The following is a 24,309-nucleotide window of genomic DNA, read 5'->3' as shown; positions in this document are numbered from 1 at the left end:
CTAAAGGGGACGAGTAAAAGACTACAAGCAGTCCCAAACGCTCTGCGAGCAATGGGATAGAGGGTGTAGTAGTTCACCCAGTTAGGGTAACACCTACAAAATAAGACCTGAGATATTTGTCTATGGTTTTATGAACTATTCTGCCACAAACCAAGCCAATCAAAATCCCAATTAGTAGGCATATCGTTTACTGTAGCTGGGGAAAGTAAAGCAAATTGCTCTCCAGCTGATTGGACTTGGATTTTTACTTGATAAGTGCCAATGCTAGTCAATTGAGTTCTAAGGTGTCAGTATAATTTTTAAGCTTCAGAGATTATAAAGCAAATCCGAAGGCAAATAGCAAATAACCTTTGTAAGTAATGTTCTAGACTGATAAAGCAATCATTTCAGTCAGAAAAGGAAACATGACGATGCGACTCTCTCAAATGTTATTTGTCACCTTGCGGGAAGACCCAGCCGAAGCAGAAATTCCTAGCCATAAATTATTACTCCGCGCAGGTTATATTCGTCGCATCGGTAGCGGGATTTATGCTTATCTTCCCTTAATGTGGCGCGTGTTGCAAAAGGTTTCGCAAATTGTGCGCGAAGAAATGAATGCTACTGGGGCACAAGAATGTTTATTGCCACAATTACAACCTTCGGAATTGTGGAAAGAATCTGGTCGTTGGGATACTTATACTAAAGCTGAAGGTATCATGTTTGCGCTTACCGATCGCCAAAAGCGCGAATTAGGTTTGGGCCCAACTCACGAAGAAGTAATTACTACTGTTGCTAAAGATATGATTCGTTCATATCGTCAATTACCCCTACATTTATACCAAATTCAAACTAAATTCCGCGATGAAATTCGCCCTAGATTTGGTTTAATGCGCGGGAGAGAATTCATCATGAAAGATGGTTATTCTTTCCACGCTGATGAGGAAAGTTTGAAGAAAACTTATCAGGATATGCACAACGCCTATAGCAATATGTTGCGGCGGAGTGGTTTAAGTTTTCGAGCAGTTCAAGCTGATTCTGGGGCAATTGGTGGTTCCGGTTCGCAAGAGTTTATGGTATTAGCAGAAGCTGGAGAAGATGAGGTTTTATACACTGATGATGGCAACTATGCTGCTAACGTAGAAAAGGCTGTTTCTTTACCTGCGGATGCCGAACCTTCTGCTTTTACGAGTTTTGAAAAGAAGGAAACTCCGGGTACTGAAACGATTGAAAAACTCTGTAAATTCCTGAAATGTTCGCCTACTCAAGTAGTAAAAAACGTACTTTACCAAGCTGTTTATGATAACGGTATGACAGTTTTGGTATTAGTAAATATTCGGGGCGATCAAGAAGTTAATGAAGTCAAATTACTGAATGAATTGACTAAATTGGCTGATAAATATGGCGGAAAAACTGTTTTATCGCTGAATGTTCCTGATAGCGAAAGTCAAGAGAAATGGGCGGCGAAAACTTTACCTTTGGGTTATATTGCGCCTGATATTGGGGATGAATATATTGCTGCGAATAAACAGGTAAGTCCGAAGTTTCTGCGCTTAGTTGATAAAACGGTTGTTGAGTTGAAAAACTTTGTGACTGGGGCGAATGAATCTGGTTATCACGTTGTTGGTGGTAACTGGAATTCTGAGTTTAAATTACCAGAATTAGTGGTAGATGTACGGAAAGCTAGACCGGGCGATCGCGCTATGCACAACCCCGAACAAACTCTAAAAAGTGCCAGAGGAATTGAAGTTGGTCACATCTTCCAATTAGGGACAAGATATTCCAAAACAATGGGTGCAACCTATACTAATGAACAAGGGGAAGAAATACCTTTAATTATGGGTTGTTATGGTGTTGGTGTATCGAGATTAGCGCAAGCAGCAGTAGAACAATCTTACGACAAAGATGGGATAATTTGGCCTGTGGCGATCGCACCTTATCACGCAATTATTTCCATCCCCAATGTCGCAGATGCTCAACAAATGGAAGTAGGCGAAAAACTTTACAATCAACTCAATCAAGCGGGAATTGAAACAATTTTAGATGACCGCAACGAACGCGCTGGGGTAAAATTCAAAGATGCTGATTTAATTGGTATTCCTTATCGGATTGTGACTGGGCGATCGCTCAAAGATGGTAAAGTCGAAATCGTTGAACGTGCTACCCATCAATCTCAAGAAATTGCCATTGATGAAGTAGTAACAACTCTGAAACAGTGGATAGCTGAAAAAATTCAGAAATAGTGAAAAATTGAGTGCGATCGGTTGAGTTTCAGTAGTTTAAATGCTTGAATAGTTTGTTGTAAGCGCTTGGGCACTAAAAGGCTAAAGCGTTTACAACGGACAGATTAACTTAAACCCTTTTCAGCTTATGGGATTTCTTACCATATTTCTATCAGCATTGTTGGGTGTACTGGGATCGGTAGGCTTTTTTGTCGATCGCTTTGCTGAAAATGCCATTCGCCAAAGATTTCAAAGAATAGAACAACTACAAGTTCGCATTGATAACGCTCCCAATTATCAATTAATTGGCGGTAAAGTACAAAGAGTAAGAGTTGCTGGAAGAGGACTTTGGTTAACACCAGAAGCTCGCATTGCTGTTCTAGAATTAGATACCGATCCGATAAGTGCAGATATTCAAGCACTTCGGGGAGGAAGAATATCGCCAGCATCTTTACGTCAACCAGCAAAAGCCGCATTTCGATTAGTCTTAACTGAAGAGGATATTAATAATATCTTAAAATCACCCAAGATTTCCCAACAATTACAAAGATTAAGTGCTAACTTTTTAGGGAATACGGGTGGTCAACAAATAGAAGCTTATGAAATTATTAATCCTCGAATTGAATTTTTGCCGGAAAATCGCTTGAGATTTCAAGTAGAATTACAGCAAAAAGAAGGAACTGGAACTCAGCAAACTAACTCAGAACAAAAGTTAGCAATAATTGCCGAATCAGGATTAAGAATAATTAATGGACATCAGTTGGAATTAATTTCCCCAGCAGTTTCAATTAATGAAAATACGATTCCTGAATTTCTGATAGGTGCTTTAGCGCAAAATTTTATTGATGAGTTAGATTTGAAAAAATTACAAAAATCGGGAATTATTGCTAGGATATTAGATTTTCAAGTGAATCAAGAGAATTTGGAAATAGCTGCTTTTGTGCAAGTAGAACCACAAGCACAACCACAAGTACAACCAAAGGAGTGAAGTAAATTTATGCAACAGCGCCAAACAATTCGTCAGGTTTCTCTAGGCGCAAAGGGAGCGATCGCAATTCTACTTTTAGCTATTAGTAGCGGGGCGGTTTTGACTAGTTGTAATCCTAACAGGGACGAAACCACCGTTCCGACAACTCAACCTACCACACCTGTCATAACGCCAAAACCAAACACACAAAACGCAATAATAAAAGCACAAACAAAAGGACAAATCTACTTATTAGAAGATAAAAACGGGAAAATTCAGCTAGTAGCTCGTCCTGTTACTATTGAGCAAAAAGCCACAAACCAAGCTGCTATTTTAGAACAAAGCTTTAAAAGTTTGTTAGCGCAATCAAAAAGTACTACTGCGACTAATCAACCCACCTCCGCAATTCCCCAAGGAACCAAACTGCGAAGCATCAAAGTAAACAAAGATGCAATTACCGTTGATTTATCTCCAGAATTTACTACGGGTGGAGGTTCTGCTTCCATGACTGGGCGCTTAGGACAGGTGATTTACACTGCCACTAGTTTAAACCCCAAAGCCAAAGTATTCCTGTCCGTGAATGGAAAACCTTTAGAAACTTTGGGTGGAGAAGGTTTAGAAATAACTCAGCCCATAACCAGAGAAATTTTTCAGAAAGACTTTCCCCTATAGCCAGTTGACACTGCCCAGAGCAGTGAAAAACTTAAAGATAACAAGGAAACAGTGGAGAATTTCCGATGATTGAATTAGCAATCTCAGAGCAAAAATTCTCCAGTTCCTCATTCCTTGCTTGCCAAGCTAAAGTCGCGGAAATGACGAGCTTGTTGTTCGATTCGAGTAGCCAAGCGATCGCATACTAAATTACACAACTCAAAAATTAACTCATCTTCCACCTTGTAATAAGCGGAAGTTCCTTCAGTGCGACGGCTCAAAATGCCTGCTTGTAGCATCACTTTGAGATGTTTAGAAACATTAGCCTGACTAGTTTGGGTTGCTTCCACCAACTCTTGGACACACTTTTCGCCGTCGCGAAGTAAATTTAAGAGTCGCAGACGCATTGGCTCGCTCAAAATGCTGAAATATTCAGCTACTTGTTGCACAACTTCTTGTGATACAGGTTGCGCTTGTTTCATTGAACTACTTTGGAGGGACTGATCCCCAGATTTTACCAGTTCTTTTTTCGATCGCAATAGATTGACTCTAGTCTCGCTGAAAATTGGCACTTTTCACCCATCAGGATTAATCCGAATTAGTGGTTGACCATATTCTACAGGTTCTCCGTTTTCTACCAAAATTTGCATCACCTGCCCGGAAACTTCCGCTTCAATCTCATTCATTAACTTCATTGCTTCAATGATACAGACTGTTTGCCCAGTGCGAATGCGATCGCCCACTTCCACAAAAGCGGCTTCCCCTGGAGCCGGAGAGCGATAGAACGTTCCCACCATCGGTGAATTTACTGTCACCCATTTAGCATCCACTGGTACAGAAGCGGCTGGTGAGGCTGGCGTGGCTGAAACAGACTCACTCACCCCACCATTTGGCATTTCTTTGCTTGGACTTGGCACCCCTGAAGTGACGGCTGGCATCATCTGCGGGGATGCTAGCACCTGATTACTCGGCCCAGACACCTGAGAAACACTGATACCGATGCTTTTCCGCATCGTTAGTTCAAAATCAGCACTCTTGAGTGTCAACTCCGCAATATCGGTTTGACTAAAAACTGTCAATAGCTCACGGAGTTCATTAAAATCCAATTCCACAGTTTATTTAGCCCCGTTAAGTTTGTTTTGGGTAAATCAATTCGGATTTTGGATTAACTAAAAATCCAAACTCCCAAACTAAATTATTCTCGACCTAAGTAAGTATCGTTACGGGTGTCAATTTTAATCCGTTCCCCTATCGAGATAAACAGAGGAACCATGATTTGAGCACCAGTTTCGACGATCGCAGGTTTAGAACCGCCAGTAGCTGTATCTCCCTTGACACCCGGATCGGTTTGTGTTACTTCCAACACAACTGAATTGGGTAATTCTACGTCTATAACCTGACTTTTATCTTGATTATTCCACCGAATGACGTTCACTTCCATACCTTCTTTGAGGTATTTGACGCGATCGCCAATTTGCTCAGCTGAAAGCCGACCCTCTTCATAAGTCTCCATATCCATAAAAACGTATTCATTGCCGTCTTTATAGGTATGCTGCATCGTACTCTTTTCCAAAATAGCTTGGGGTACTGTTTCCCCAGCCCGGAAAGTCCGTTCTACAACGTTACCATTCTGGGCATTTTTCAGCTTTGTCCTCACAAAAGCTGAACCTTTTCCCGGCTTAACGTGAAGGAATTCCACAACCTTCCATACGCTTCCATCTAATACAATTGATACACCGGGTCGAAAGTCGTTACTCGAAATCATGAACCTTTTTTCCTGGGCAGAACAATCGGGACTATTAATTGTACCTCTCTTGGGGGACGGGTGATTAGGGGACTGGGGACTAGGAGAGTTTTGAGTTTTGAGTTTTGAGTTTTGAGTTAAAGAGTTTTTTTGCCCCTCTGCCCCTCTGCCCCTCTGCACCTCTGCTCCCCCATTGTGGGAAAATCTAAAATTGTGACGATATCAGAAATCTAATTATGTCTGGTTTGAGTCTTCGGGTCTTGAATGTGCTGAAACGCTGGCTAAAAACTGGCATCTTGGCGTTACTGTTAGTCACCCTGTCCATTGGTCTTTGTGCTGCTGGTGTGCGGGAGAGTCGCTTACCACAGGGGAATGCGATTACTGATGGTAAAGCGCTGTTGCGGTATTCTTTGCCGATCGATAACAAGCAAGTTAGAGAACTGCAAAAGAGTTTGGAAGATATTCCCCAACAGTTGCGGGGTAAGCGCTGGAGTGTGATTAATGGTGATGTCAAGAAGGCTGCTAGTATTGTTGGCGATCGTCAATCTGATTTATTAGCTAGTATCCCAGATGACCAAAAACCCCAAGCCCAAGTTTTGATTAATCAAATTAGTGAAAGTCTCGTTCCTCTCAAAGCTGCCGCTGAAGCTAAAAATCGGCCTGAATTGTTGGATCAAACTTCCAGTATCCTCAATTTGGTAGGGGAATTAGAAGAGTACATGGTAAAAAAATTCCCTTTTGAAGTACCTGCTGAATACAGCAATTTACCTCAACTCAAAGGTCGTGCTACCGTCAAAATGACCACAGAAAAAGGCGATCTTACCCTCGTACTTGATGGCTATAGCGCCCCTGTCACCGCTGGGAATTTTGTCGATTTGGTACAACGTGGTTTTTATAACGGTTTACCTTTTACCCGCGCTGAAGAATCCTACGTCCTCCAAACTGGAGATCCACCGGGCAAAGAACAAGGTTTTATTGACCCAAATACCAAAAAATATCGGGCTATTCCCCTAGAAATTTTGGTCAGAGGCGATGACGCGCCCCTTTATGGCATTACCCTAGAAGATGCTGGACGTTATCGCGACCAACCTGTACTACCTTTCTCAGCTTATGGTGCTGTAGCAATGGCTAGACCAGAATCAGAAGTTAATGGCGGTTCTTCTCAGTTTTTCTTCTTCTTGTTTGAACCAGAATTAACACCTGCTGGTCTAAATTTGTTGGATGGTCGTTACACCATTTTTGGTTTTCTCACTGAAGGGAAAGATGTTTTGCAAAAGCTGAAACAAGGTGACAAAATTGAATCTGCGAAAGTGATTAAAGGTGCAGAAAATTTAGTTCAACCTTAGAAAAGCTCCTCCGACTAAAGTCGGGGCTATACAAACAAAGTCCGCATACGCGGACTTAATAACCTGCTTGCGGCAGGTTTGGTTTGTGTAGTAGCGATTAAAATCGCTAAAATCTTTTTAAGCTTTTTTCCCAATAATCATCGAAGTTGCTATGAGCAATCTTTCCTTAGCCATAAAATCGTTGTTCGTAGTCTTTGCCTTTCTTGCCATTTTAATTGCGTTACCAGCCGTTTTGTTTGGCGTAATCCAAAAATGGCAAGTTATTTTTTTATTGCTGGGTTATTTGCTGTTTTTTTCGGGGAATGTTTGGCGGGTTTGGCGTTATGGTAAGTTAAGTAAGACTAATGAAGATGCTCAATTTAAAGATTTTTCGGGTTTGGTAATTTTAGCGGGACAATTTATTGCTATCCTAATTATCTATTGGTGGGCAATTTATGATTTTTCCCGGTTGGCAAAAACTGAAACTGTTTGGCAGGTGGTTGGGATGATTATTTTAGTGTCAGCGATCGCAATTAATCAATTGGCAATTCGCACGCTGAAGGGTTTGTTCGATTGCATCACTATTAAACCAAATCATCATTTAGTCACTACAGGTATTTATAGTCAAGTACGACATCCCGTATATCTCAGCTATGTTTTATTCCTAGTTGGATATTGCACGATTCTACAAAGCTTTGTTAGCCTAGTAATAAGTGTAGTTAGTTGTACAATTTGGGTGAAAAATAGAATTAATATAGAAGAAAAAATGCTGATTGAGAAGTTTGGCGATCGCTATCAAGCATACCAACACAAAACTAAAAAAATCATTCCTTTTATCTACTGAAAAAAACAGGTGCTTAAATTATGGCAATTTTAGAATATTTACTGGTAATATCTCTGGCGGGAATGACTGGTTTTGTTTTATTTAGGGCAGCCGAATCTAAGAGTAAACAACAAAAATTAACTAATGCTTTTTATCGGTTATTGGAAGATAGAGATAGTTGTGTTTCGTTGATTCAATTATCAGCAACCGCTAGGGTTGAACCCCAGTTAGCGAAACAATATTTAGATGAACAAGTGAAAATATTTGGGGCGTTTCCCGAAGTAGATAATGACGGAAATACTTATTATCGATTCCCCAAAATGTAGTCATGTCTGAGTCAAAGTTGGAACAAAAAGTTAAAGAGATTGGCGAACAAGGTTTACTGCAAAAGTTACACCGTTTTTGTCCTCCTGATATAATTGGCGACGATGCAGCAGTGATTCAAACTTTGCCAGAACAATCTTTAATAGTAACAACTGATGTGTTAGTTGAAGGGGTGCATTTTAGCGATCGCACTACCTCCCCAGAAGACGCAGGTTGGCGTGCTGCTGCTGCTAATTTATCAGATTTGGCGGCGATGGGTGCTACACCTTTGGGAATAACTGTAGGTTTAGCAGTTAATGGCGATACTCCGGTTAGTTGGGTGGAAAAACTTTATCAGGGAATGAACCATTGTTTGCAAATTTATCATACTCCGATTGTCGGGGGTGATGTGGTGCGATCGCCAATTAACACCATTTCAATTACTGCTTTTGGGCAAGCTAATCCTAATTGTATTCTTCGTCGGGGAAATGCTCAACCGGGATATGCAATTGTAGTTACAGGAATTCACGGAGCCTCAAAAGCTGGGTTAGAATTATTACTAAATCCAGAAATCGGAAAAACCCTCAGCGATACCGAAAAAAATACTTTAATTAAAGCTCATCAACGCCCCAAACCAAGATTTGATATATTACCAATACTTTCGGAAATATTATCATCCCAATCCCCAATCCCGATCGCCGGAATGGATAGCAGCGACGGATTAGCAGACGCAATTTTACAAATTTGTAATTTTAGTAAAGTGGGGGCAAAAATTGAGCGATCGCAACTTCCCACACCACCAGCTTTTCTCAATTGGTTATCGCTACAACAAAGTATAGAATGGGTATTGTATGGCGGAGAAGACTTTGAATTAGTCTTGTGTCTTCCCCCAGAAATTGCCGAAAGTTTAGTTGAAAAATTAGGCGAAGAAAGCGCGATTATTGGCAAAATTACCAAAGAAAAAACTGTGCAATTAATTGATAGTACAGGCAATTATCCTGATGAAAATTTGAGCCTCACTCAAGGATTTCAACACTTTTAAGTATGTAGATCTAAATAAAGTAAAACAAGGGCGGGCAAGATGCCCACCCCCCAAGTTTTTCAGCTTTCTTGTGGGGTGGGCATCTTGCCCGCCCCATTGATAGATAACTATTTTCACTTTATTTATTTGCACCTACTTAGATAGATCTTAAATAGATCCCCGACTTCTTCAAGAAGTCGGGGATCTATTTTGCATTAATCTTTCTTGTACTGACTGTCTCTTAATGGAACATACTGCTAACAGAACTATCTTCGTGAATCCGCCAGATAGTTTCACCTAAAACATCAGCTACAGATAAAACTGTCAACCCTGGAAAGCGGAGTTCTTCAGTAATTGGCATAGTATTAGTGACAATTACTTCTTCAAAAACGCCAGAAGATAACCTTTCAACTGCTGGGGGTGAAAATACCGCATGGGTAGCGCAAGCATAAACTTGACTTGCCCCTTCTTTACGCAGCAGACGCGCACCTTCTGTAATAGTGCCACCCGTATCAATCATGTCATCTACTAACACCGCTGTTTTACCAGCGACATCGCCAATGACGTTCATAACTTCCGCTACGTTGTGAGCTTGACGGCGCTTGTCGATGATTGCCAAGGGAGCATCATTGAGCTTTTTCGCAAATGCTCTGGCTCTAGCGACACCGCCCACATCTGGGGAAACTACGACAATATCAGACAGTTGCTTAGCCAGGAGATAGTCTAAGATGACTGGCGAACCGTAGACATGATCTAAAGGAATATCAAAATAACCTTGAATTTGTCCTGAGTGCAAATCCATTGCTAGAACGCGATTAGCCCCAGCTTCGGTAATTAGGTTAGCAACTAACTTAGCAGTAATTGACTCGCGCCCTGCGGTTTTGCGATCGGCACGGGCATAGCCATAATAAGGAATCACTGCTGTAACTTGCCTAGCGGAAGCCCGACGGCAAGCATCAATCATAATCAGTAATTCCATCAGGTGATCGTTTACCGGGCGGCAAGTTGGCTGAATCAGATAAACATCACAGCCCCGGATTGATTCCTGAATTTGAATATAAATTTCTCCATCAGCGAAATGCTTATAGAGCATTGGGCCTAAGTCCATTCCCAGGTAGCGAGCTACTTCCTGGGCTAGGGGAATATTAGCGGAGCCAGAAAACAATCTCAAGCGGTTGTTAGGAGAGATTGATGGTGATGTTGGCTGAAGAGTCAAAGTGGCAGAACGAATCACAGCAGACCCTCGAAGCATTGTTTAATGATATATTATCATTTTTGTCTGTCCAAAATCTGCTAAATTTTTCTAAATTTGTGTTCATAAAACTATTGCTTAAGTGAAATAGTCTAAGTAATTTAACCCACTTATTGACCTCTTACTTTAGGGAGTGTCATTAAATTACGGGCGATCGCATACTCTAGTTAATGAGTTGTTGAGATAACTTGTAGATAACACTGAGAAATTTAACAGACAACCGGATTATTTATGTAAAGATTAAGTAAAAGATGATATTTTATCTTCACGATTACTTTACATTACTTAGCCTACTCGACGATCGTCTATGACACAATGAAACCTTTCAAGTTAAGCTAGAATGCTTCCAGCAAAAACGTTTCGTCATTACCTTTGCCTGCTTAATTAACTGCAATGCAACCACCGCTTCCCAATGGAACAATTCTGCAAAACCGCTACTGCTTACTCAATATTTTGGGTCAGGGGGGGTTTGGACGAACTTATCTTGCCGAAGATCGAGGGCGTTTTCAGGAAAAATGCGCTTTGAAAGAATTTATTCCCCAACACCCAGGTAGTGAAATTTTACAAAAGTCTAAAGAACTTTTTCAACGGGAAGCTAGCATACTTTATCAAATTAAGCATCCGCAAATTCCCCAGTTTCGCGCCGCCTTTTCCCAAAATCAACGTTTATTTTTGGTACAGGACTATGTGGAAGGAAAAACTTATCGGGAGTTACTTGCACAACGGAAGTCGAAAAACGAAAGGTTTACCGAAGCAGAGGTTTTGCGGTTGTTGCAGCAATTACTGCCAGTGTTAGATTACATTCATAGTCAAGGAATTGTTCACCGAGATATTTCGCCGGATAATGTTATTTTACGAGAACGCGAACGCACTCCAGTATTAATCGACTTTGGTGTAGTTAAAGATATCGCTTCTAAAGTGCAATATCCTGATTTAACTTTGTCAGCAACTACAGTGGGAAAAATGGGTTATGCACCTTCGGAACAAATTCAAACCGGAAGGGCTTATCCTAACAGCGATCTTTATTCTTTGGCGGTAATGTCAATTGTGTTACTCACAGGGCAGGAACCGCAAGTATTATTTAATGAAAATACGCTGTCTTGGAATTGGCAAAAGTGGATACCTCCGGTTAATCCGCTGTTGGCGCAAGTGTTGAATCGAATGTTAAGCTATCGACCGGGCGATCGCTACCCCGATGCCCGTGCAGTTATTCGCGCTTTAGCATCACCTCCTACTTTAACTACTCCAGCCAATTCATCAACCAAAAAATCTCCTTCTCTACCACCAAAACCTACTAACATTCGCGATCTTTCCGAATTTAAAACAGTAGCAGTTGCCCGGAAATTGGAACCAAATTCTTCTGTAAGTAAACCCGCCCCAGTGATTATTCCCGCCCAAAAATCTGTTTGGGATAATCCTTTTGTGGTGTTTTTGGTGGGGCTAGTTTTGGCTTTATTTGCTGGAGTAGGCTCTTGGTTTTTAGTCAGTTACTTTTTGAATGAAGGGTTTTTGTTCCGCAATATCCAATTACCCACAATTAGTAATGAATCTTCAACGGCAACACCTACACCTTTAGCAATTCCTAGCGAGGTGTTTCCTGATGCTACACCCACAGCAAAAGCTGAAGAAACTCCTACTCCCGATCCTAAACCTGTAACTTCTAGTAAACGCCTTAACCTAATTCCCGGAGAAACTTTAATTGCTGAAAATAAGTTAAAGTCTAATGCCACAATTAATTATATTATTGCCGGAGTAAAAGGACAAAAATTAAGTGCTTTGTTAACTAAAGAAGGAGTATTAATGACAGTTTTCGCACCTAATGGAGAAACGGTAGATAATCAGTCGAGAAGAGTTACTCGTTGGTCAGGAACACTGCCTGATAATGGTGATTATACAATTGAGTTAGGTGCAGTTAAAGGTGTGTCAGAAAGCGGCTATAAACTGGAGTTATTTTTAACTAATCCAGAACCTACTCCTACACCAAGTTCGCTGGAAACTCCTACTCCTGGGCCCACACCTATTCCTACAGAAAGTCCGGGGGCAAATATTTTAATTGACGCAGAAGTAATTAACTTTCCTGAAGGAGGAATCGGTACACAAATTTTATCAGAACGCACCAATACCGAAAGAATTAAACGTTATTTGCTAAACTTACAACCAGGTCAAGTGGTAAGTGCCAGAATTCTCAGTGGTAATGCAACTTTGGATATTCGGTATCCCAACGGGGAGTTAGTCGAAAATGCCACAGGGTTGGGAGAATGGGAATCAAAGATCGATCGACCAGGAGAATATAAAATTGATATCAAAGCAAATCAAGAAAGCGTATTTTCCTTAGATATTACAGTTAGATAGTAGAGTTATTCGTCATTCGTCATTTGTGTAAAAATAGAATAAAAACCGACTATTAATTGACCAACGACAAACTACCAACTACCCATTAACGATGAAAAGTTTACTGATTTCTGGTACAGATACAAACGCCGGAAAAACTGTTTTAACAACAGCGTTATTTGCTTATTTGCAAAAATATTATCCGAGTCAGAAAGTAGGAATTTTTAAACCTCTGCAAACGGGAGAAGGAGATAAGGAACTTTACAGCGAATTATTTTCCCTCAATCAATCTGAAATTACGCCATTGCATTTTTGGGCACCCTTAGCCCCACCAATAGCTGCCGAAAAAGAAGGTAAAACCGTTGATTTAAAAATTGTTTGGCAAGCTTTTACTACTTTACAACAACAGCGAGATTTGCTTTTAGTAGAAGCTTTAGGCGGCTTAGGTTCACCGATAACTTATGAATTAACGGTAGCAGATTTGGCGAGAGATTGGGCATTACCAACGGTTTTAGTAGTGCCTGTAAAATTGGGTTGTATTGCTCAAGTTGTGGCAAATGTGGCTTTAGCGCAACAGTCAAAAGTTAAGCTGAAAGGGATTGTTTTAAATTGTGTGCAACCTATTTCGGAGGAAGAAATTACCGAATTAGCGCCAATTGATTTAATTCAATCTTTGACAAATGTTCCGGTTTTGGGAATTATGCCATATTTAGCAGATGCTCAAGATTTGGAGAAGTTGGCGCAAGTGGCAGGGAATTTAGATTTAGGGAGTCTAATTATCTGTTAGTTTGTTGTGATGAGTTTAGTCATTTAAAACGACTGAAGTCGTCACAACGAACTAGCTTTAGTTGTGATGAGTTTAGTCATTTAAAACGACTGAAGTCGTCACAACGAACCAGGTTTATGTCAGAAAATGTGTCTTTAGGTGGATCGCCATTGCTGTGGCTGTAATTTACCTTATAAGAGGTGATTTAAAAATTTAGTTTATGGATAAGATATTAGAACGATCGCGCCAACTCAAACAAAATTTAGTAGAATTTGTCCTAGAATCTGAAGGAGACTTGGCAGTAGCTTTAGAATCTTACGTTGCAGCTAGTTCCCATGCAGACAATAAACTTTATGGTTCGGCTTACGAAAGAAAGTTATTAATTGATAGTTTCTTGACAGAGGGAAAAGTTAAAGGGCAAACTCCGATTGATTTGTTTTTGGCAAATCAGCCGGAATTGTCAGAGAGCGATCGCAATTTAGTTAAAAAATGGCAAAATAGCTTTCTCGGCTTGTTTGCTGTGCAAAAAATTTTACCAGATGGCTTTGAATTAATGAACTGGTTATCAGCTAAACATTATACTGTTAAGCCAAATGATAGCCGTGCATTAGCAGAAATGGCTAATTTTAAAAATGGAGAAATTTTACTCACCAGAATTTCTCCGGTTACTGATGATTATTGGATGTTTTCTGGCCCTTGTTTACCAATGGGTAATTTAGGAAAACCCAAATTAGCAGTCGCTATTGGGAATTTTAAAGACCTACATAAAAAACATCTTTACAATGATGCCCCAGAGTTATTAGAAGCAGCTTGGCGATCGGTAGAACAATATCACCAAGATTTTCTAGATTTCTTTGGTAGTGATGAAGTGACAATGGCTGGGTATCAGCTAAACAAAAAGTTTACCGAGTTTCAAGAAGTTATCACTAAAAAAAGATTGGCAGCAATCGGGGTAGATGATTCTAAGTCGCTGAAAGAAATGGCAGAAGAAGCTGGAGTTTCCCAGGAAGAAATTGCCGAAGCAGCAAAAGAATTAGGCGCAAATTCTCAGGAAGTTACCCAGCTTTTCCAAAACAATGGTAAACCGAAAATGATGCTGCCCAAAGTTGAATTACCGGACAATATCAAAAAAGCTGAAGAAGTAACAGTTATTGCCCATCCTCGCTGGGGACAGGTAATTTTGCCAAATTACACAAAGTTTAAATCATTATTGGTGACTGAAGATTGGCAGAATATTCCTAATGGCGACAAGTTAATTCGTAAATATTTGGTAAATCCAGAAGTGAATGTTTTTATCTGGAATCGTTTAGCGAAAGAGTATCCCACAGAGTTAGAAAAGTTGTTACAGAAATACTTAAATCTGACTAATTTTAAGTTAGAAAAAGATTTAAATCCTGTACTTCAAGCCTATAAAAAGCCCTTAGAACCAGATCTCCCGGAAATTGCCAGCGTTCCAATACATTTGCATAATTTGTTTTTAGAAGCGATCGCTGAAGTAGACAAATCCAAGTCTAAATCTAAATCACCAAAGCAGAAAACTAAGGGTTTTGGTAAATAAAACTTGTTTGGGCGATTGTCTTGACGCAAATCTTTCAGGAATATGAGCGTAATTTTTATATTAAAATTTTATGTATAAAATTTAATATTTGTGAAGATGATATGGCTGTTAGCATTTTAAATGCTAGTCTGTGTAAGGATAGCATTTAAAACAAAGTTTTTACCTCACTAAAATTAGCTTGATAAAAACTTTATAAATGGTGCTTGAGCCATGAATAAGTTTAAAAATAAAGTAAAAAAAATTGGGCTACAAGGAAAACTATTTAGTGCTTTTCTATTAATGGCTTTCCTAGTATTTATAGTAGGTTGGGTGGGACAAGATGGCAGCTTTCAACTCACTGGATATCTATCTGAAATTAGTGAAGTGAGAGTGCCAAGTATTGTGGGATTACAAATGATGGATCGGGGGTTAAGTGCTGTACAAGCAGGAGAGTTAGCATTACTAAATCCCTTATTAACTGAGAAGAATAGACAAGATAAACTGAATCAAATCCAACAAGCAAAAAAACTAATTGAGGCAGGCTATAAAAAATACGATCCCTTGCCCCGTACTGCCAATGAAGATAAACTTTGGCAGAGTTTTCGCGTGAAATGGGACAGATGGCAACAAGAGGATAAAGAATTGTTGCGATTGGAAGAACAATTGCGGCAGATGGGCTTCCGCAATCCCTATTCGGTGCAAATAGATCTTTACAGGAAAGGCCAAGTAAATTCACCACTAATGGCTAAAGCGGTGGCAGCTAGGATGCTGTTAGAAAAAATGAATACAAGAGCAGTTACTATTAATAAACCATTGTTTATTGCCACACAAGAAGCACTGCAAAAAGTGATTAAAGAGAATGAAGCGATTGCAGAGACGCAAAAACAAGCAGCAGATCAGAGTGTGGCACAAACTCAGTTTTGGGTATTATTAGGTATGTTTGGGGGTTCAGCGATCGCAATTGTTCTCGGAGTAGTTTTAAGTGTGGCGATTGCCAAACCCCTCGACAGAGTAATTCGGGGCATTGTGAACACACTTGTTAGTTCTTCAACTGAGATGGTTGCTACTGTTCAACAGCAGGAAAATATTGCTAGCAAACAAGCAGCAGCCGTGAATGAAATCACCACAACAATTGATGAATTAAAAACATCTTCCAAAGCGGCGCAGGAACAAGTTAATGCAGTTGTGAAAGAAGCTAACCAAGCATTATCATTGGCGAAAACAGGCAGTTTAACTGTAAGACAAACTGTAGAAGATATTACTCTGTTGAAAAACGCAGTGGAAGCGATTAGTCAAAAAATTCAAGCATTAAACCAACGAATGAATCAAATTGGCAATATTTCCTTGATTGTTAGTGAGTTAGCTAACCAAACAAATATGTTAGCTTTGAATGCAGCAGTGGAAGCGGTTCGTGCTAGTGAACAAGGAAAAGGATTTAGTGTGATTGCTATTGAAATTCGTCGATTAGCCGATCAAAGTAAACAATCAGCAGCAGAGATTAACACCTTAGTAATAAATATTCAAAAAGCGATCGACTCTACTGTAATAGAAATGGATGAAGGCAACAACAGAATGGAAACAGGAGTAAAAACGGCTCAACAAACTGTAGCAGCTTTCGAGGTAGTAAATAAAGCGATCGAAAATATTGTTTCCTACAATCAAAAGATTGCCCTCACAGCTAAGGAACAAGCCCTGGCTATGCAGCAAGTTGTAGATGCGATGAATGCGATTAATTTGGGTGCTCAAGAAAGTGCGATCGGCATTAGTCAAACTAAAGTAACAACCGAAAATCTCAATGATGTAGCATTTAAGCTTCAAGCAGTTGTTTAACTTTCAAAAATTAGTAACCTGTTGATAATCTCGCTAAAATCAGCTTTAATATCCGGCAAATTTTGCTCAGATAACAAAGGAACATGGACGAAAATGCAGGGAGTTTGAATCCGGCGATCGCGCAAATGTTTCAACAGCGAATAATACAGTCCTTCGCAAACAAACTTACCCGCATCATGGCTAATATTTGTCATCTTTAACCCAGCAGTTAACCGCTCTAACTTTACCCAAGTTTCAATTAAATGATTCTCTCTCCTAGCCTGAGATTCAACTGTCAAAATTTCCCGTCTTTCTGCCATACCACAGCTGATAATTAAATGTGGATTTAGTTGGTTTATTCGTTCAATTACTAAGTTGCTTGCTTGGTGAATATCTACAGGTAATTGCCTTAATGTGGTTAAAGATGCAGGGAAAGAATCATCTTTAGTAACTTCGTGCAATAAATCATCAGATGAATTAGACTTTTGGTGAGGTAGCCAAGTACTAAAAGAAGTTAGCAGGACTTTTTTGCTCATATACAATTAGAATGAAAACAGTTGTTGGTTATCAACCAGGGGAGGGAAAATGGCAGTTATTGCTGTAGTCGATTATGACATGGGGAACTTGCACTCAGTTTGTAAAGGTTTAGAAAAAGCTGGCGCTACTCCCAAAATAACTGATTCGCCCAAAGAAATTGCCCAAGCTGATGCAGTTGTTTTGCCGGGAGTGGGATCTTTCGATCCAGCTGTGCAACAATTGCGATCGCGTAATCTAGTCGAACCTATTAAACAAGTAATTGCCGAAGGTAAACCTTTTTTAGGCATTTGTTTAGGTTTACAAATTTTATTTGATAGCGGCGAAGAAGGCAAAGAACCAGGTTTAGGTATTATACCCGGAACAGTTCGCAGATTTCGCCCCGAACCCGGATTAACTATTCCGCACATGGGATGGAATCAATTAGAAATTACCCAACCAAATGCCCCTATTTGGCAAAATTTAGATCGTCAACCTTGGGTTTATTTCGTCCATTCTTATTATGTCGATCCGATCGATCCACAAGTTCGCGCCGCCACAGTAACTCATGGTAGCCAAAAAGTCACAGCTGCTATTGCTAAAGATAACTTAATGGCAGTACAATTTCACCCCGAAAAATCATCAGATACGGGATTACAAATTCTCTCTAATTTTGTTAGCAGAATTCAAACTCCAGTTGCAATGGGCGGGTTTTGATTAAAGCTTGAGCGCTGTGACATTCAACCCTTTTGCTAAACCTGCCCCTACTCGTTTTATTACTTAACTAAATGAGTCTGAGAATTTACGGCAACCGCCTCCTAAAAACCTTACCAGGACAAGATACCCGTCCCACTCTAGCTAGAGTTAGAGAGGCAGTTTTTAATATTTGGCAAGGCACAATTGAAGATTGTCGCTGGCTAGATTTATGTACGGGAAGTGGTTCAATGGGGGCGGAAGCTTTATGTCGAGGTGCTAGTTATGTTGTAGGAATTGAAAAGTCAAGTCGTGCCTGTACAATTATTCAGCAAAATTGGCAGCAAGTTGCCAATTCTGGACAAACATTTAAAGTTTTGCGCGGTGATGTTTTGCAGCGATTAAAAAGTTTAGAGGGGCAGAAATTCGATCGCATTTACTTCGATCCTCCCTACTCTAGCGAATTATATCAGCCAGCGATCGAAGCGATCGCGCAATATCAACTTTTAGCTCAAAATGGTGAAATCGCCGTCGAACATAGTCCAAATTTGTGGAATGTGGGCGAAATTCCTGGTTTAGAAATTTGTCGAGAAAAAGTTTATGGCAATACTGCTTTAAAATTTTATGCTTTAAATGAATCTTTCCAGACATTTGATGAAAGTTAAATTACTTGCGCCAGATCCCTGAATTGTAGGGGTAATTCATGAATTACCCCTACAATTCGGGGATTACCGCAGTAAAACTTTAACAAGTTTAGGGCTTAAATGTTCAGCAGTAAATCCAGGTTCATTGGGTGGATAAAGTTCCTCTTCAGCGAAGTTAAATCCATTTTCTTTGGCGAGAGCGACTAATTCCTTAACCCGTTCGCAACTTTTTAATTTCTCTCCAATTTGAGGATCTGCTTCAACTTTTTGGACAAAAGATTTAATTTCTTTAATAGACATGATGAACTCCTTTGTGGTTTTTTTTACACTGTTAATGCTTTGTAATTTTTGATGCGATCGCCAGGTGCAACTCCTAAAATTTTTGCTAACCAAGGTGGTGGGGAAGTGGTTAGTGCGCGTTGTAATTCCACCAATACTTCTCTTGCTGCGCCGCCTTTTTCCTTCTTCATGGGATAGATTCCACCTTGAATTACTTTGGCAGCAGCAGGTCCCCCGATCGCTATAATATACAAAATCGGACAATCTTTAATTAAATTGACACGAAATCTATTTTTATCTTCCGCGAATTCTGCTTCTAAGGTCGATCGAATATCAATCAGTCGTATTTCATCTGCTGATAATTGATAAACTAAATATCGCAGACAAGAACCGAAATGTCCATCTAATTGTTCTCGATTATTCGACGCTACAGCCACCCGAATAGATTGCGGCATATCACCTTCTTGATAAGGTTCAATAGCTGGTAATCTATCACTTTCACCAGTTTCGCCCCATAAAATTCTTACTGCTTGTTTTAATGCGGCTATTTCCTCGGTATTGGCATCTTCTCCATGTTCTTCTCCGTCGAGTTCATAAGTTTGTCCCAACGCTGTTTTTAAGTTAGTAACTGTGATCCGACTTAAGGATGTTTCGTCAATTTCACCACCCAAATATTCCAATAATATTTCTAAAAACTCCTTAAGACTTAATTCGGGAAATAATCGTGAAGCCAAGGCAATCCGCAAGGCTACTTCATCTGAAAATGGCTGTTCCGGCATTGTTGTATTCTCTCTCGATCGTTAACAGGTATAGCTTCTGCTTGATTATTCAAGACATTGATAGATATTTAAGTAGGCAAGTCATCTTTTACGAAACTTCCTTTCACTATTAGATAGGAATTAACTTAATGATTCGGTATTTTTCAATACTGAAATCCTCTGCAAATAATTTTTTACTTTAGGAAACAAAGCTTAATATTGGTACACTAATTTTATTGCTTTACTGGCGAACAAGGTTTAACTATAAAACGAGTATTACTGCCAACTGTAACATTACAAGAACATTCAATTGTCCCATTTGTTCCCGTATTATTTCTGATAATATTTCCAGTTCCTCCTAAAGTAGATCTAGCTACAATACCGCCACTCAATTCATTATTATCTATTAAAACTTCAGACATAGAATGAGGCGCGTTATTAGTATCTGCTACCACATAAATCATATATTTATCAATTTCTGGAGAAGTTAACTTATTACCTTTGATTGTCACATTTTTGACTTCAGGAACTTTGTATATACCAATATAACCATTGCCTTGATTATTGAGAATTTGCACTCCATTTACAGTAGTACCACCACAACATTCTTGAATTAAAATACCCTCACCATCAACACTAAGATAGGGAGTATCCATCACTTGATGTCTGTAAACTTGATAATTATTCCCTTCAATTTTGACATTCCAACCAGACCAATCGATCGCACGGTTTTCAAAAGTAACAGCACCTCTAGGTTGACGAATTCCAGTAGGATCGGTCCACCATACTTTATTAGCTTGATCTAAAATTACATTATCTTTAATAATTAATCCATCACCTGCCGCATGAATAGCAACCCTCATTTTATGAAATACCCAATTATCCCGAATCACCACTCCCTTGCGAAAAAGTCCCGGTTCATTTTTGGGGTTAGCTGCTAATGCAAAACCTTGAGGTTTAGAACGATTAACTACAATTCCATAATGATTACCATAATCAAAAGGTACTTTATTACCTTCTGCGTAAGTAATCACCTCTTTTTTATCTAAAGATTGTACTTTATATCCGGGTTGATCGTAATTATCAGTAATGGTATCATTAACCCGATTATTAGCAACTAAAACATTAGCTAAAGCACTAATTTTAATGTTGGCGGTGAAGCGATCGCTATACCGCATCCAAGGTTCTTGAAAAGATGGATCTGGTACTTGATTAGATGGATCGGCAACATTATTATTGCGAACCCCAAAAATTACAATATTTTGTTTTTTGACAGTATCAACATCTCCCCCAAAATTGATTCCCGCACGATTAATATCTAAATTAACCACACCAATATTACTATCTGATTCAGCATTACTAGTAAAGATTTTTTTAAAAGCTTTAGTATTATCTGTGCCATTTCCCGAAAAAGTCGGTTCATACTTAGGAAAAACCAGCTTACTTGCAGGCGCATATTTATCAGCTTTAGCATCTGTTACCGCCGGAGTTTCCCCACGAAGCACCACCCCATTTTTCAAAAATATACTATCAGTAAAATTGTAAGTTGCCGCCGGAAAATAAATGACTCCGCCACCATTAAACACAGCAGCATTCATTGCTGAATTAAACTGTTCTACTAAATTTTTACCCGGAAAATCTTTGATATTATATACACAGCCCCATTTGATATTATTAGTCCAAGAATAGGTATTTTCTCCATATTTCGCAGCAATGGGATTATCACTTGGGCCACCACTTTTACTACCGCAGTTTGGCGATCGACTCAGGGATATAACACCAGAAGATTGAGAGCTAATTTTTGGTAAATTAGAACCAAACAACCAATAAATTCCCCCAGCTAATATCAGGAAAATTCCCAAACCTAAGCAAAAGAGCAGTAAATACTTGAGTAAACTTCTGCGCGATAACTTCCTCATCTTGCACCCTCCCAAAGACTAATAGCATAAATTTCAATTACTTACTCTGAGGTATTTTTGCCAATTGAAAAACCTGTTCAGCAGTAATTTCTAAACCCGCAAACAAAGCATCAATTAATGGCGTACTTCCCATATAAGTTTGGGGCGGCGCATCGGGATAAAAAACTGTAATGCTTCTCGCTTGACTATCTACTACCCAAACTCGCAACACTCCTGCATCCAAATAATCTCTTGCTTTAGCAGCTAATTGCCCAAAAGTTTGTCCCGGTGAAATAATTTCGACAACTAATTCTGGGGGAACAGAACAAGCTCCTTCTTCCTCCCAATCAGGAGGAAATCGCTCAGCAGAAATGTACAAAAGCTCTGGTATTGGTACCCAGTCTCGACCTCTTCGAGTTAATTTAATGGCTAATTCTGGACAAACTTCACCTCGTTGGGCACACCATTCATAGAGCAGCTGAAGTAGTACCCTAGTCAGCCGAGAATGAAATTTTTTAGGTGTCATTTTTGATATTACCTCACCATCCACAAATTCGTAAGTTACATCATCTTCTGGAAGCGCCAGAAATTCTTCTAGAGTCAGGTTTTTTCTTGTTTGTAACATAGCTGTGCCATAAAATTACTGAGTAAAAAGCAGTAAGGTCATAGTTCAAGACTGCTATGATTAGTTTATCGTAGTAGGTTCAAAGTTGTACTGATTGGAGATAAATATATGCCTTCACCTTTTCCTGGGTTTGATCCTTATTTAGAAAATCCAGATTTTTGGCCTGAAGTTCATAATCGATTAATTGTCGCACTTGCAGATTCTTTAGTTCCTCAAGTTCGCCCTAAATATGAAGTGGCAATTGAAAAGCGTATTTATGAAATTAATCCCTTTAATGGCGATAATTCTCTATTGGTGGGTGTTCCAGATTTAGCAGTAAAACGTCAGTCTTCTAATATTAATCAATCCCCTGCTCAAATCGCTGTTGCTGTTGCTTCTTCTCCGGTGCAACCAATAACTGTTACTGTACCAATACCTGAAAAAATTAAACAAAATTATTTAGAAGTAAGAGACAGAGGAACAGGTTTAGTTGTTACGGTTGGAGAAATTTTATCTCCAGTTAATAAACGTTCTGGGGAAGGACGAGATAGTTATTTACAAAAACGGCAACGAATTTTAGGAAGTTTAACGAATCTAGTAGAAATTGATTTAATCAGAAGTTTCCCAGCAATGCCAATTATAGAAAATGATATTCAGTCAGATTATCGAGTTTTAATTAGTCGTTATAGCCAACGACCGCAAGCCGAATTGTATGCCTTTAATTTGCCAGATTCTCTTCCTACCTTTTCTTTGCCTTTGCGATCGCAAGATGTTGAACCTACAGTTAATTTACAGCAAATATTTACAGAAATCTATGATAAAGCAGGTTTAGATTATCGGATTGATTATACCTCAGAAATCGTTCCACCTTTATCAGAACAAGATCGAGTTTGGGTTAAGCAGTTGTTAGAAAAAGAACCGGATTAAATAAATTTAAAAACTAAGATATCAACAAAAACCGCAAAACAAAAAAGCGCCTTCCTTGTGAGAAGACGCTTTTTTGTTAAAGATTAATTATCTCAAACCTTAGCCATTGATCGCAGGAGCGCTCAAAGCAACAGGAGCAACTTCAGCAGAAGCTAAGTCGAGTGGGAAGTTGTGAGCGTTGCGCTCGTGCATTACTTCCATACCCAAGCCAGCACGGTTGATTACGTCTGCCCAAGTTCCAATTGTCCGACCTTGTGAGTCAATTACAGATTGGTTGAAGTTGAAACCGTTGAGGTTGAAAGCCATTGTGCTTACACCCAAAGCGGTGAACCAGATTCCGATTACGGGCCATGCACCTAAGAAGAAGTGCAAGGAACGGCTGTTGTTGAAAGAAGCATATTGGAAAATCAGACGGCCAAAGTAACCGTGAGCGGCTACGATGTTGTAGGTTTCTTCTTCTTGACCGAACTTGTAACCGTAGTTTTGTGATTCGACTTCGGTGGTTTCACGCACCAAGGAAGAAGTTACCAATGAACCGTGCATTGCAGAGAACAAAGAACCGCCGAATACACCAGCTACTCCCAACATGTGGAAGGGGTGCATCAGGATGTTGTGCTCAGCTTGGAACACCAACATGAAGTTGAAGGTTCCAGAGATTCCCAAAGGCATTCCATCAGAGAAGGAACCTTGACCCAATGGGTAGATCAAGAATACTGCGGTAGCTGCGGATACTGGTGCGCTGTACGCTACGCAGATCCAAGGACGCATACCTAAGCGGTAGGACAATTCCCACTGACGACCCATGTAGCAGAATACACCGATCAAGAAGTGGAAAATTACCAACTGGTATGGGCCACCGTTGTACAGCCATTCGTCTAAGCTGGCTGCTTCCCAAATTGGGTAGAAGTGCAGACCAATTGCGTTAGAAGAAGGTACAACTGCTCCAGTGATGATGTTGTTTCCGTAGATTAAAGAACCAGCTACGGGTTCGCGGATACCATCGATGTCTACTGGAGGTGCAGCGATGAAGGCAATGATGAAGCAGGTGGTTGCGGTTAGCAATGTGGGGATCATCAATACGCCGAACCAGCCGATGTATAGGCGGTTTTCGGTAGAAGTGATCCAGTTGCAAAACCGTTCCCAAACGTTGGCGCTTTCGCGGCGTTGAATGGTTGTGGTCATTGTTGGATAATTGCGATGATTTATTTTTCGAGGTTCAGAGCGGTTTGTTTGCCCGCTTAAATATACATTAAGGGATTTGTTTCG

The 24,309-nt window shown here is 39.8% G+C and carries 25 protein-coding genes; 14 read left to right on the top strand and 11 right to left on the bottom strand.

Annotation, left to right across the window (positions count from 1 at the left end):
* Positions 1-128: 128 nt before the first annotated feature.
* Entirely contained in the window at positions 129-272 is a 144-nt protein-coding gene (locus ACE1CC_RS01115) for a hypothetical protein (RefSeq protein ID WP_413268634.1), read from the bottom strand.
* Between the two features lie 138 nt (positions 273-410).
* On the opposite strand from ACE1CC_RS01115, the gene proS reads away from it, so the two are divergent.
* The 3 genes from proS (at position 411) to ACE1CC_RS01100 (ending at position 3,837) form a co-directional block, all read left to right on the top strand.
* Positions 411-2,219, top strand: a complete 1,809-nt coding sequence (proS, locus tag ACE1CC_RS01110; protein WP_413268633.1) for a proline--tRNA ligase — start codon at positions 411-413, stop codon at positions 2,217-2,219.
* Between the two features lie 127 nt (positions 2,220-2,346).
* Entirely contained in the window at positions 2,347-3,186 is an 840-nt protein-coding gene (locus ACE1CC_RS01105) for an LmeA family phospholipid-binding protein (protein ID WP_413268632.1), read from the top strand.
* A 9-nt stretch (positions 3,187-3,195) separates the two neighbouring features.
* Entirely contained in the window at positions 3,196-3,837 is a 642-nt protein-coding gene (locus ACE1CC_RS01100) for a GerMN domain-containing protein (RefSeq protein ID WP_413268631.1), read from the top strand.
* Positions 3,838-3,944: 107 nt separating this feature from the next.
* Here ACE1CC_RS01100 and ACE1CC_RS01095 read toward each other — a convergent pair whose 3' ends face one another.
* The 3 genes from ACE1CC_RS01095 to efp all read right to left on the bottom strand — a co-directional run bounded on the left by ACE1CC_RS01095 (position 3,945) and on the right by efp (position 5,581).
* Positions 3,945-4,298, bottom strand: a complete 354-nt coding sequence (locus ACE1CC_RS01095) for an ArsR/SmtB family transcription factor (RefSeq protein WP_413268630.1) — start codon at positions 4,296-4,298, stop codon at positions 3,945-3,947.
* A 93-nt stretch (positions 4,299-4,391) separates the two neighbouring features.
* Entirely contained in the window at positions 4,392-4,928 is a 537-nt protein-coding gene (accB, locus tag ACE1CC_RS01090; protein WP_413268629.1) for an acetyl-CoA carboxylase biotin carboxyl carrier protein, read from the bottom strand.
* Between the two features lie 83 nt (positions 4,929-5,011).
* The gene (gene efp / locus ACE1CC_RS01085) at positions 5,012-5,581 is read right to left on the bottom strand and encodes an elongation factor P (RefSeq protein ID WP_413268628.1); all 570 of its coding nucleotides are present in this window, start codon (positions 5,579-5,581) and stop codon (positions 5,012-5,014) included.
* A 215-nt stretch (positions 5,582-5,796) separates the two neighbouring features.
* Between efp and ACE1CC_RS01080 the strand changes: the two genes are divergently transcribed.
* The 4 genes from ACE1CC_RS01080 (at position 5,797) to thiL (ending at position 9,053) form a co-directional block, all read left to right on the top strand.
* Complete coding sequence (locus ACE1CC_RS01080; RefSeq protein ID WP_413268627.1) at positions 5,797-6,906, top strand: peptidylprolyl isomerase; 1,110 nt, start codon at positions 5,797-5,799, stop codon at positions 6,904-6,906.
* 151 nt (positions 6,907-7,057) lie between these two features.
* Entirely contained in the window at positions 7,058-7,729 is a 672-nt protein-coding gene (locus ACE1CC_RS01075; RefSeq protein WP_413268626.1) for a methyltransferase family protein, read from the top strand.
* A gap of 20 nt (positions 7,730-7,749) precedes the next feature.
* On the top strand, positions 7,750-8,034 hold the full coding sequence (locus ACE1CC_RS01070) for a hypothetical protein (protein WP_413268625.1): 285 nt from the start codon (positions 7,750-7,752) through the stop codon (positions 8,032-8,034).
* A 2-nt stretch (positions 8,035-8,036) separates the two neighbouring features.
* Entirely contained in the window at positions 8,037-9,053 is a 1,017-nt protein-coding gene (gene thiL, locus ACE1CC_RS01065) for a thiamine-phosphate kinase (protein WP_413268624.1), read from the top strand.
* Positions 9,054-9,273: 220 nt separating this feature from the next.
* Here thiL and ACE1CC_RS01060 read toward each other — a convergent pair whose 3' ends face one another.
* Positions 9,274-10,284 (bottom strand): ribose-phosphate pyrophosphokinase, encoded by a 1,011-nt coding sequence (locus tag ACE1CC_RS01060; RefSeq protein WP_459563777.1) that lies wholly within the window; start codon positions 10,282-10,284, stop codon positions 9,274-9,276.
* Positions 10,285-10,677: 393 nt separating this feature from the next.
* Between ACE1CC_RS01060 and ACE1CC_RS01055 the strand changes: the two genes are divergently transcribed.
* From ACE1CC_RS01055 to ACE1CC_RS01040, 4 genes are all read left to right on the top strand, one after another.
* A complete protein-coding gene (locus tag ACE1CC_RS01055; RefSeq protein ID WP_413268623.1) occupies positions 10,678-12,636 on the top strand; it encodes a protein kinase domain-containing protein in 1,959 nt (652 codons plus the stop codon).
* A 91-nt stretch (positions 12,637-12,727) separates the two neighbouring features.
* Positions 12,728-13,402: a dethiobiotin synthase gene (gene bioD / locus ACE1CC_RS01050; RefSeq protein WP_413268622.1), complete on the top strand. Its 675-nt coding sequence runs from the start codon at positions 12,728-12,730 to the stop codon at positions 13,400-13,402.
* Positions 13,403-13,601: 199 nt separating this feature from the next.
* The gene (locus tag ACE1CC_RS01045) at positions 13,602-14,939 is read left to right on the top strand and encodes a hypothetical protein (RefSeq protein WP_413268621.1); all 1,338 of its coding nucleotides are present in this window, start codon (positions 13,602-13,604) and stop codon (positions 14,937-14,939) included.
* A gap of 210 nt (positions 14,940-15,149) precedes the next feature.
* Positions 15,150-16,748, top strand: a complete 1,599-nt coding sequence (locus ACE1CC_RS01040) for a HAMP domain-containing methyl-accepting chemotaxis protein (protein ID WP_413268620.1) — start codon at positions 15,150-15,152, stop codon at positions 16,746-16,748.
* Here ACE1CC_RS01040 and ACE1CC_RS01035 read toward each other — a convergent pair.
* The gene (locus tag ACE1CC_RS01035; protein WP_413268619.1) at positions 16,745-17,263 is read right to left on the bottom strand and encodes a pyroglutamyl-peptidase I family protein; all 519 of its coding nucleotides are present in this window, start codon (positions 17,261-17,263) and stop codon (positions 16,745-16,747) included. The genes ACE1CC_RS01040 and ACE1CC_RS01035 overlap by 4 nt on opposite strands.
* A gap of 49 nt (positions 17,264-17,312) precedes the next feature.
* On the opposite strand from ACE1CC_RS01035, the gene hisH reads away from it, so the two are divergent.
* On the top strand, positions 17,313-17,957 hold the full coding sequence (hisH, locus tag ACE1CC_RS01030) for an imidazole glycerol phosphate synthase subunit HisH (protein ID WP_413268618.1): 645 nt from the start codon (positions 17,313-17,315) through the stop codon (positions 17,955-17,957).
* A gap of 71 nt (positions 17,958-18,028) precedes the next feature.
* Complete coding sequence (gene rsmD / locus ACE1CC_RS01025; RefSeq protein WP_413268617.1) at positions 18,029-18,598, top strand: 16S rRNA (guanine(966)-N(2))-methyltransferase RsmD; 570 nt, start codon at positions 18,029-18,031, stop codon at positions 18,596-18,598.
* A gap of 63 nt (positions 18,599-18,661) precedes the next feature.
* Here rsmD and ACE1CC_RS01020 read toward each other — a convergent pair whose 3' ends face one another.
* From ACE1CC_RS01020 to ACE1CC_RS01005, 4 genes are all read right to left on the bottom strand, one after another.
* Positions 18,662-18,877 carry a Nif11-like leader peptide family natural product precursor gene (locus tag ACE1CC_RS01020; protein WP_413268616.1) on the bottom strand — a complete coding sequence of 72 codons (216 nt, stop codon included), beginning with the start codon at positions 18,875-18,877 and terminating at the stop codon, positions 18,662-18,664.
* Positions 18,878-18,900: 23 nt separating this feature from the next.
* A complete protein-coding gene (locus ACE1CC_RS01015) occupies positions 18,901-19,635 on the bottom strand; it encodes a dinitrogenase iron-molybdenum cofactor biosynthesis protein (RefSeq protein WP_413268615.1) in 735 nt (244 codons plus the stop codon).
* Positions 19,636-19,847: 212 nt separating this feature from the next.
* Positions 19,848-21,533, bottom strand: a complete 1,686-nt coding sequence (locus ACE1CC_RS01010) for a hypothetical protein (RefSeq protein WP_413268614.1) — start codon at positions 21,531-21,533, stop codon at positions 19,848-19,850.
* Between the two features lie 37 nt (positions 21,534-21,570).
* Positions 21,571-22,137 (bottom strand): Uma2 family endonuclease, encoded by a 567-nt coding sequence (locus ACE1CC_RS01005; RefSeq protein WP_413268613.1) that lies wholly within the window; start codon positions 22,135-22,137, stop codon positions 21,571-21,573.
* A gap of 108 nt (positions 22,138-22,245) precedes the next feature.
* Between ACE1CC_RS01005 and ACE1CC_RS01000 the strand changes: the two genes are divergently transcribed.
* Complete coding sequence (locus ACE1CC_RS01000) at positions 22,246-23,043, top strand: DUF4058 family protein (protein ID WP_413268612.1); 798 nt, start codon at positions 22,246-22,248, stop codon at positions 23,041-23,043.
* Positions 23,044-23,142: 99 nt separating this feature from the next.
* Here the strand turns inward: ACE1CC_RS01000 and psbA are convergent, their stop codons facing one another.
* Positions 23,143-24,225, bottom strand: a complete 1,083-nt coding sequence (gene psbA, locus ACE1CC_RS00995; RefSeq protein ID WP_413268635.1) for a photosystem II q(b) protein — start codon at positions 24,223-24,225, stop codon at positions 23,143-23,145.
* Between the last annotated feature and the right edge of the window lie 84 nt (positions 24,226-24,309).

Origin of the sequence: Floridaenema aerugineum BLCC-F46 (assembly GCF_041929345.1) — a bacterium.
Classification (GTDB): domain Bacteria; phylum Cyanobacteriota; class Cyanobacteriia; order Cyanobacteriales; family Aerosakkonemataceae; genus Floridanema; species Floridanema aerugineum.
Note: the sequence above shows the minus strand (reverse complement) of the source record. Positions and strands in the feature narration are given on the sequence as shown.